Below are 1,504 nucleotides of genomic sequence, written 5' to 3' on the forward strand. Positions count from 1 at the left end.
CGTATCCGTCAATTGTGCGCGTCATGCGCAGACCCCTTGGGGTTATATGGTCAAGCCTCACGGGCCATTAGTACACGTTAGCTCAACGCCTTGCAGCGCTTCCACACCGTGCCTATCAACCAGCTCGTCTTGCTGGGCCCTTCAGGAGGCTTATGCCTCAGGGAAGTCTCATCTTGAAGGGGGCTTCCCGCTTAGATGCTTTCAGCGGTTATCCCGTCCGCACTTAGCTACCCGGCAATGCCACTGGCGTGACAACCGGAACACCAGAGGTGCGTCCACTCCGGTCCTCTCGTACTAGGAGCAGCACTTCTCAAACTTCCAACGCCCACGGCAGATAGGGACCGAACTGTCTCACGACGTTCTAAACCCAGCTCGCGTACCACTTTAAATGGCGAACAGCCATACCCTTGGGACCGACTTCAGCCCCAGGATGTGATGAGCCGACATCGAGGTGCCAAACACCGCCGTCGATGTGAACTCTTGGGCGGTATCAGCCTGTTATCCCCGGAGTACCTTTTATCCGTTGAGCGATGGCCCTTCCATACAGAACCACCGGATCACTAGAACCTACTTTCGTACCTGCTCGACGTGTCTGTCTCGCAGTTAAGCACCCTTATGCTCTTGCACTCAATGCACGATTTCCAACCGTGCTGAGGGTACCTTCGTGCTCCTCCGTTACTCTTTGGGAGGAGACCGCCCCAGTCAAACTACCCACCACACACTGTCCTCGATCCGGATAACGGACCGGAGTTAGAACGCCAATGATGCCAGGCTGGTATTTCAAGGTTGGCTCCACGATAGCTAGCGCCACCGTTTCCAAGCCTCCCAGCTATCCTACACAAGCAACATCAGCGTCCAGTGTGAAGCTATAGTAAAGGTTCACGGGGTCTTTCCGTCTAGCCGCGGGTACACAGCATCTTCACTGCGATTTCAATTTCACTGAGTCTCGGGTGGAGACAGCGTGGCCATCATTACGCCATTCGTGCAGGTCGGAACTTACCCGACAAGGAATTTCGCTACCTTAGGACCGTTATAGTTACGGCCGCCGTTTACCGGGGCTTCGATCAGGAGCTTCGCCGAAGCTAACACCATCAATTAACCTTCCGGCACCGGGCAGGCGTCACACCCTATACGTCCGCTTACGCGTTGGCAGAGTGCTGTGTTTTTAATAAACAGTTGCAGCCACCTGGTATCTTCGACCGCGTCAGGCTCGGGGAGCAAGTCCCTTCACCCTAATGCGGCGTGCCTTCTCCCGAAGTTACGGCACCATTTTGCCTAGTTCCTTCACCCGAGTTCTCTCAAGCGCCTTGGTATTCTCTACCTGACCACCTGTGTCGGTTTGGGGTACGGTTCCACAGTATCTGAAGCTTAGAGGCTTTTCCTGGAAGCGTGGCATCGATGACTTCCAGACCGTAGTCTGTTCGTCTCGTCTCTCGGCCTTGGGGTACCGGATTTACCTGATTCCCCAGCCTACTGACTTTCACCAGGACAACCAACGCCTGGC

General features: G+C 55.1%; 1 rRNA gene. It reads right to left on the reverse strand.

The window, feature by feature from the left end:
- Positions 1–46 precede the first annotated feature (46 nt).
- A 23S ribosomal RNA gene (locus tag BCL93_RS17020) occupies positions 47–1,504 on the reverse strand; the annotation flags it as partial.

This window comes from Onishia taeanensis, from assembly GCF_003268885.1.
Lineage (GTDB): Bacteria > Pseudomonadota > Gammaproteobacteria > Pseudomonadales > Halomonadaceae > Onishia > Onishia taeanensis_A.